Genomic DNA, 7,048 nt, shown 5'->3' on the forward strand with positions numbered 1-7,048 from the left:
GTGGGGCCGCCCTCCGAGAACGTGTCGGACGCGAGGATCGACGCGCCGCCGATGCCGTCGCCGCCGGTGCGGGCGCCGAACAGCACGACCTTGTTGCCGGCGCCGGTGGCGTTGGCGAGCTTGAGGTCCTCGTGGCGCAGCACGCCGACCGCGAGGGCGTTGACCAGCGGGTTGCCCTGGTAGACCGCGTCGAACACGGTCTCGCCGCCGATGTTCGGCAGGCCCAGGCAGTTGCCGTAGAAGCTGATGCCGCTCACGACGCCGTGCACCACGCGTGCGGTGTCGGGGTCGGAGATGTCGCCGAAGCGCAGCTGGTCCATGACCGCCACCGGGCGCGCGCCCATCGAGATGATGTCGCGCACGATGCCGCCGACGCCGGTCGCGGCGCCCTGGAACGGCTCGATGTAGCTCGGGTGGTTGTGCGACTCGACCTTGAAGGTGACGGCCCAGCCCTCGCCGATGTCGACGACGCCGGCGTTCTGGCCCATGCCGACCATGAGCCGTTCCTTCATCTCGTCCGAGACCTTCTCGCCGAACTTGCGGAGGTAGATCTTGGACGACTTGTACGAGCAGTGCTCCGACCACATGACGGAGTACATGGCCAGCTCGCCCGAGGTGGGGCGGCGGCCGAGGATCTCGCGGATCTTCGCGTACTCGTCGTCCTTGAGTCCGAGCGCCGCGTACGGCTGCTCCTTCTCGGGGGTGGCGGCGGCGTTCTCGACGGTATCGGCGACAGCGGTCGAAGCAGGGGTGGTCACGCGGCTCAGCTCCAGAGAATCGGGGATGCCGGACCCCACCAGTCTATTCGCCGCGAGAGGGGGTGACGGATGCCGGCGGCCGCGGCATCCGTCACCTCACGCCGATCCCCTCGAGCACGCCGACGAGCGCGTCGCCATGGGTCAGTTGCGGGTGGTGCCCGGCACCGGGCACCGAGATCAGCTGCACGTTCGGAAATGAGGCGAGCTCATCGACCGCCTCGGGCGCGAGCGGGTCGCGGCTCCCCGTGATGATGCTCACGGGGCCGCTGAAGCGCCGGAGGGACTCCTGCAGCTCGGTCCGCCACCGCATCGAGCGCGTGAGTGCGAGGTGATCGGCGACTCGAGCGGCGGTTCCCCGCCGGAGGTCGCGGACGCTCGATCCGAGGGCAGCCGAGGCGGCGTCCGATCCGGTCAGCGTGTGCGACAGCCGCGCCGCGCCGGCGTGCCGGAGATACGTCCGGACGACGGGGCGCAGAGCGGCCGACCCGCCCGCGGGAGCCTGCAGGAAGAACGGTGCGATCAGCGTGAGCGACGAGACCCGCCCCGGAAGCCGGTCGGCCGCGACGACCGCCGCCGCCGCACCGAGGGAATGACCGATGAGGTCGATGGGCTCGCTGCCGAGCACGCCGGGCAGCCACTGCTCCCAGTCCTCGACGCCGGTTCCGCCGCTGAGGCCGAGTCCGGGCAGGTCGACGGCCCGTGCGCCGATGGCCGTTGCCACGTCGGCCCACGTGTCGGCGTTGACGGGCAGGCCGGGAAGGACCAGCCTGCGGGAGCCGGGTGCCCCGAGCTCGAACGTCCGCACGCCGCCGGCATCCACGAAACGCCGTTCGGGTGCCGGAGCGGCACCGAACCGGTGGGCGGCGAGGTGATCGGCCCACCGCTCGAGGGCCACGCGCACGTCGGGCATCGGGATGCCGTGCCTCTCCGCGAGCTCGACGGCCGGCTGCGTCGGGTAGCGGTCGGGAGACATGAAGTGGAGCGTCTCGGGATCCGCCTTCGTGATCCGTGGCGGGAGTCGCTTGATGAGGCCGACGGGGATCCGCACCCGCGGGACCTTCGCTCCCAGGTGCCGGCCGACGTGCGTGAGCAGGTCCGCCAGCGGCGGGGTGGCGTCGTCGAGCACCCAGTAGGCCCGGCCGGCGGCATCCGGATCGACTGCCGCCGCCGTCATGAACGCGGCCAGATAGTCGACCGTGACGACCGGGACGAACGTCGTCTCGTCCCCGGGCAGCGCCGGTACGGCGCCATCCCAGATCTGCTCGATCGTGGCGGGCAGACCGACGTACTGGTCGGCCTCGCCGGTCGCGCTGTCGCCGATCACGCTGGAGGGGTTGACGATCGTCCAAGGGATCCCGCGCTCCCGCGCTCGGGCCTGGAAGACGGCGTCGGATTCCACCTTGGATCCTTCGTAGGCCCCGAGGCGTCCGTAGACCGCGGCGCGGTGGTCGTCCGACCAGGGCACGGTCGCGGGGTCCTGTCCGCCGACGCGGTAGCCCGAGACATACACGACGCGCTGCAGGCGGGGGAGGTGCTCGGCGAAGCCCATCACCTTCTCGACGCTGCCGACGTTCGCGTCGTGGGCCTCGTGGGCGGTCATCCCGAAGCGATACGAGCCGGCGCAGTTGTGGATCTCGGTGACGGACGCGAACGCCGACGGGCCGCCCGCCACGAGCTCGGGCGCATCGAAGTCGACGAGCGTCGTGGCGACGCTCCCTCGCAGGCCGTGCGCGCTGAGCCATCGCTCGACGCGTGCCCCGGACTCGGCGGTGCGCACTGCCGCGGTGACCTCGGCTCCCGCCGCGGCGAGGGCGAGGATGAGGGGGCGGCCGATCAGTCCCGAGGCGCCGAAGACCAGGGCGTGGCGGCGATCCTCCTGCGGTGTCATCGCGCGCCCCCGACCGTGTATCGGCGCTGTTCGATGAGTCCCGCGACGACGTCGGCGGCCGCCATGAGGGGCTGGGTGCTCCGCCGTGCGCGAGAGACGATGACCGCTCCCTCGATCGTCGACACGATGACCGTCGCCAGCGACCGGGCATCGTCGGCGCCGATGCCCGCAGCTTCGAGCAACCGGGACGTCGAGGCGATCCAGGACTCGAAGGCGGCGGCGCAGGCCTGCCGCAGCCGCTCGTTCTCGGCGCCCATCTCAAGCGTGACCACCGACACCGGGCAGCCCAGCCGGAAGTCGCTGTCGCCGACGATGGTCGCGAGCGCCTCTATGACGGCGCGGGCCGCGTCGGCCGGGCCGGGTGCGGACGCGGCGGCGTCTGCGATCAGCGCTTCGAACTGCTGCTCGGCGAGTCCGACCGCTGCGACGCCGAGCCCCTCCTTGCCATCGGGGAAGTGGAAGTACACCGACCCCTTGGGCGCGGACGAGTGCTCGATCACCGCGTTCAGACCCGTGCCGCTGTAACCGCTGGTCTGGATGAGCTCGAGCATGGACTCCGCAAGCCGTGCCTTCGTCAGATCACCTTTGGATGTCATGACTTCACAATAGACCGGTCTATATATTTTTGGGAAATCCATGCTCGGCCAGAGCGAAACACGAACTTCGGCTCGAACGGCGGGATCGTCCCCGCGGTCGAAGAGGGGTCGGGCTTCCCGAAGCCGTGAGTGTGAAAGGGTCCGGCGTCCGTCGATCCGCTCCCGGTCGGCGGCGCCGGGCCTCACTGGATCAGGGATGCCTCGATCCGGCGCAGCGCCCGTCGGCCCGCCTGTGCGGAACCGAGGATCCCGATCGCGCCGCACGCGAGCGCGGCGATCGTGATGCCGGCCGCGGCGCCCGCGGCGCCGATGATCTGACCGGCGAGGATCGTCCCGCCCGCATTGCCGACGGCGAAGGCCGAGATCACCCACGCGTTCGCCTCGTTCCCGTGGTGGGCATCGACGAGGGCGGGCGTGAGGGCGAAGACCTGGGCGAGCAGCACGGGGAGTAGGAGCCCCGAGACGCCGGCGAAGGCGAGCCACAGCCAGACCGGGGCGCCCGAGAACGCGGTCGGCAGGTAGAGCGCGGCCAGCATGATCCCCAGGCGTCGCACGAGTCCTTCCGGCGCGGCACGGAAGGGGAACCGCGCCGAGAGCACCGCGCCGGTGAGGGCGCCGAGTCCGTTGAGTGCGATCGCCCACGACGAGAGAGAGGCATCCCCGGCCCGCTCGGCGTAGGCCGTCGCCGTGATGGTCAGCGCCCCGACCGGCGCCGCGATCGCGATGACGAGCACGAGCAGGCGGACGAACGGCCCGCGCAGAAGCGGAGAGCCGTGTGCGCCCTCGGGCCGGATCGGGTCGGTGCGGCGGATGCGGGGATGCGCGGCGAATGCGATCGCTCCGACGAGGCCCACGCCCGCCATTGCGAAGATGTTGCCGGATGCGCCGAAGACGAGGATCCCGCCTGCCGTGAGCAGCGGGCCGATGACGAAGGCGAGCTCCTGAACCCCCGCATCCACCGCATAGGCGGAGTTCCGCTCGGCCGGGTCGGTGAACAGGACGGTCCAGAGGCTGCGCAGCACCGACTCCAAGGGCGGGGTCGCCAGTCCCGCGACGAGCACGGCCACGAGCGCTACCCAGGGCAGTGTGCCGACGACGAGGGCCGTCACGACGAAGCCGGCGGTCGCGGCGACGGCCGCGCCGACGAGGACCGGGCGACGGCGGCCGCTGCGGTCGACGATCCGCGCGAGCACCGGCTGGCCGACCATTCCGCCGAGGATGTAGACCGCGGTGACGGTGGAGCCGAAGGCGTAGCCCCCGCCCGCGTCCACGACCAGCCGTACGAGCGCGAGCGCGGCCATCGACGACGGCAGCCGCCCGACGAACGACGTCGCGAGCAGGTAGGGGACGCCGGAACGGCGGAGAACGGCACGCACGGGAATCCATTGGATCACGAGCCTGACAATTGACGGATGCCGCACGCGGGCGTAACCTACAACCAAATGGTTGTAGGAATTGAGCTCAGCGATGACGAGATCGACCGCGTGTTCCACGCGCTCGCGGCGGCGACCCGGCGCGACATCCTGCGTCGGACCATCGCCGGCGAGCACTCGGTCTCGGCGCTCGCCCGCGAATACGACATGTCGTTCGCGGCCGTCCAGAAGCACGTCACCGTGCTGGAGGCCGCGGGCCTCATCATCAAGCGCGCCGAAGGGCGCGAACGCCTCGTCCGGGCGGATCCGACCATGATCGCCCGCGCCCGCGCGCTGCTCTCGCGCTACGAGGAGCTGTGGCGCACCCGCATCGACCGCCTCGATGCGCTGCTCGCCGAGCCGGCCCAGGATGCCGGCATCCACGATTCGCAAGACCCCAGGAACGAAGGAGATTGAGATGCCTGTCACCGACGTCATCACCGATCCGGAGGCCCTCACCATGACGCTCACGGCGGACTTCGCGGCCCCCGTCGAGCGGCTGTGGGAGGCCTTCACCGATCCACGGCAGCTGGAGCGGTTCTGGGGTCCTCCAGGCTGGCCCGCCACCTTCACGAGTTTCGACTTCACGCCGGGCGGGCGGGCGGACTACCACCTGACGAGCCCGCGGGGCGAGAAGTCGTATGGCTGGTGGGAGTTCCTCTCGATCTCGCAGCCCGCCGCGTTCGAGGTGCTCGACGTGTTCGCCGATGAGAAGGGCGCGCCCGACACCGACCTGCCCGACGCGCGCATGACCTTCGCCTTCGACGCGACCGCCGACGGGTCCCGGCTGCAGAGCGTGACGTACTTCTCCTCGGCCGACGCCCTCGAACAGGTCGTCGCGATGGGCATGGTCGAGGGGCTCACCATGGCCGTCAACCAGCTCGACCGCGTGCTCGAGGGCCTGCGCGCGTACGCCGCGGGGAAGGGGACGCAGACCGAGATCCTCGACGACACGCACGTGCGGATCACGCGGCTCATCGACGGTCCGATCGACCTCGTGTGGCGCGCGCACCAGGAGCCCGAGCTCATCCGGCAGTGGCTGCTCGGCCCCGACGGCTGGCGCATGTCGGTCTGCGAGGTCGACGGCCGCGTCGGCGGTGCGTACCGGTACGAATGGGAGCCGCTCGAGGGCACCGAGGGCGAGCGGTTCGGGTTCGACGGCGAGACGCTGCTCATCGAGCCGCCCCACCGTGCGGTCACGACCGAGCACATGACGGGCACCGACTTCCCGTCGACGCTCAACGATCTGAGCCTCTACGAAGAGGACGGCGCGACCCTCATCACCCTGGTCATCGAATACCCCGACGCGCAGACGCGCGACATCGTCCTCGCCACCGGCATGACGGACGGCATGGAAGCCAGCTACGCCCGCCTGGAAGGAGTGCTCGCCGGCGTGTGAGGCGAGCAGGCAACATGACCGAGAACACCGCCCTGCGCACCGTGACCACCCGCGTGGTGGGCACCGGCGACGATGCGATCACCTACGACGTCCACGGCGACCTGGCCGCGGCGACCCCCGAACGGCCGGTGCTGTTCCTGTTCGCGGCTCCGATGGATGCCGGCGGCCTCGCACTGCTCGCGGCGCGGATCACCGACCGGCCGGTCGTGACCTACGACCCGCGCGGTGCGGGCCGCAACCCGGTCGGCGCCGCCGACATCAGCGTCGAGCAGCACGCGGACGACCTTCACCGCGTCATCGCCGCACTCGACGCCGGGCCCGTCGACGCGTTCGGCACCAGCGGCGGCGCCGTGAACCTGCTCGCCCTGCTGGCGACCCACCCCGACGACGTCCGCATCGCGGTCGTGCACGAGCCGCCGCTGGCCGAGGGGCTGCCCGACGGCGACACCGTGCTGGCGGCGATCGCCGATGTCAAGCGCACGTACGCCGAGCGGGGCGACGGACCGGCGATGGCGAAGTTCATCCCCCTCGTGATGTTCGACGGGCCGCTGCCGGACGACTACCTCGCCCAGCCGGCGCCCGATCCCGCGATGTTCGGCATGTCGTCCGAAGACGACGGCACCCGCACGAACCCGCTGGTGCGCAACATGCCGGCCACGGTCGCGTACCGCATCGACGTCGATGCCCTGAGGGCCCTCGGCGACCGCCTCGTGCCCGCGGCCGGGGCCGAATCCGGCGACACGTTCGCGGCGCGCGGCGCCCGTTCGGTCGCCGCGGCGGTCGGCAGGCCCGTCGCCGAGTTCCCCAGCCACCACGCCGGGTTCACGGAGAACCCCGGCCAGCCCGGTGATCCCGATGGCTTCGCCGTCCGCGTGCGGGAGCTGCTCGGCTGAGCGAAGGGAGGGGTGGGGGGCGGGGCCGCCACCCCCCCCCCCCGCGGGGGCGGGGGCCGGCCCGGGGGCCCCCCGGGACCCACCGGCCGGGGCAGGGGGGGG

General features: G+C 71.7%; 7 protein-coding genes. 3 read left to right on the forward strand and 4 right to left on the reverse strand.

The features are described 5' to 3' along the window. The 4 genes from ACTHNQ_RS11490 to ACTHNQ_RS11505 all read right to left on the reverse strand — a co-directional run. Nucleotides 1-758 (reverse strand): AIR synthase related protein (locus ACTHNQ_RS11490; protein ID WP_440333502.1); only part of this gene is annotated, 758 nt, incomplete at its 3' end. 91 nt (nt 759-849) lie between these two features. Continuing rightward, the gene (locus ACTHNQ_RS11495; protein WP_440333504.1) at nt 850-2,646 is read right to left on the reverse strand and encodes an alpha/beta fold hydrolase; all 1,797 of its coding nucleotides are present in this window, start codon (nt 2,644-2,646) and stop codon (nt 850-852) included. Further along, nucleotides 2,643-3,242 (reverse strand): TetR/AcrR family transcriptional regulator, encoded by a 600-nt coding sequence (locus tag ACTHNQ_RS11500; protein ID WP_440333505.1) that lies wholly within the window; start codon nt 3,240-3,242, stop codon nt 2,643-2,645. The genes ACTHNQ_RS11495 and ACTHNQ_RS11500 overlap by 4 nt, the downstream gene beginning before the upstream one ends. 182 nt (nt 3,243-3,424) lie before the next feature. Next, nucleotides 3,425-4,618 carry an MFS transporter gene (locus ACTHNQ_RS11505; protein WP_440333507.1) on the reverse strand — a complete coding sequence of 398 codons (1,194 nt, stop codon included), beginning with the start codon at nt 4,616-4,618 and terminating at the stop codon, nt 3,425-3,427. A gap of 66 nt (nt 4,619-4,684) precedes the next feature. Here ACTHNQ_RS11505 and ACTHNQ_RS11510 point away from each other — a divergent pair, with 66 nt between their 5' ends. From ACTHNQ_RS11510 to ACTHNQ_RS11520, 3 genes are read left to right on the forward strand one after another with little or no spacing between them, the layout of a single operon-like run. Then, complete coding sequence (locus ACTHNQ_RS11510) at nt 4,685-5,071, forward strand: ArsR/SmtB family transcription factor (RefSeq protein WP_440333509.1); 387 nt, start codon at nt 4,685-4,687, stop codon at nt 5,069-5,071. Between the two features lies 1 nt (nt 5,072). Further along, complete coding sequence (locus tag ACTHNQ_RS11515) at nt 5,073-6,053, forward strand: SRPBCC family protein (RefSeq protein ID WP_440333511.1); 981 nt, start codon at nt 5,073-5,075, stop codon at nt 6,051-6,053. A gap of 14 nt (nt 6,054-6,067) precedes the next feature. Then, nucleotides 6,068-6,946, forward strand: coding sequence for an alpha/beta hydrolase (locus tag ACTHNQ_RS11520; RefSeq protein WP_440333513.1), 879 nt, complete (start codon nt 6,068-6,070; stop codon nt 6,944-6,946). Nucleotides 6,947-7,048 lie beyond the last annotated feature (102 nt).

The sequence above is a fragment of the Microbacterium sp. genome (assembly GCF_051953575.1).
Taxonomy (GTDB): domain Bacteria; phylum Actinomycetota; class Actinomycetes; order Actinomycetales; family Microbacteriaceae; genus Microbacterium.

Bases quoted from the DNA above. Each gene is read 5' to 3' on its own strand.
- ACTHNQ_RS11495 (WP_440333504.1), bottom strand. From the start codon at position 2,646: ATGACACCGCAGGAGGATCGCCGCCACGCCCTGGTCTTCGGCGCCTCG.
- ACTHNQ_RS11500 (WP_440333505.1), bottom strand. From the start codon at position 3,242: ATGACATCCAAAGGTGATCTGACGAAGGCACGGCTTGCGGAGTCCATG.
- ACTHNQ_RS11510 (WP_440333509.1), top strand. From the start codon at position 4,685: ATGGTTGTAGGAATTGAGCTCAGCGATGACGAGATCGACCGCGTGTTC.
- ACTHNQ_RS11515 (WP_440333511.1), top strand. From the start codon at position 5,073: ATGCCTGTCACCGACGTCATCACCGATCCGGAGGCCCTCACCATGACG.
- ACTHNQ_RS11520 (WP_440333513.1), top strand. From the start codon at position 6,068: ATGACCGAGAACACCGCCCTGCGCACCGTGACCACCCGCGTGGTGGGC.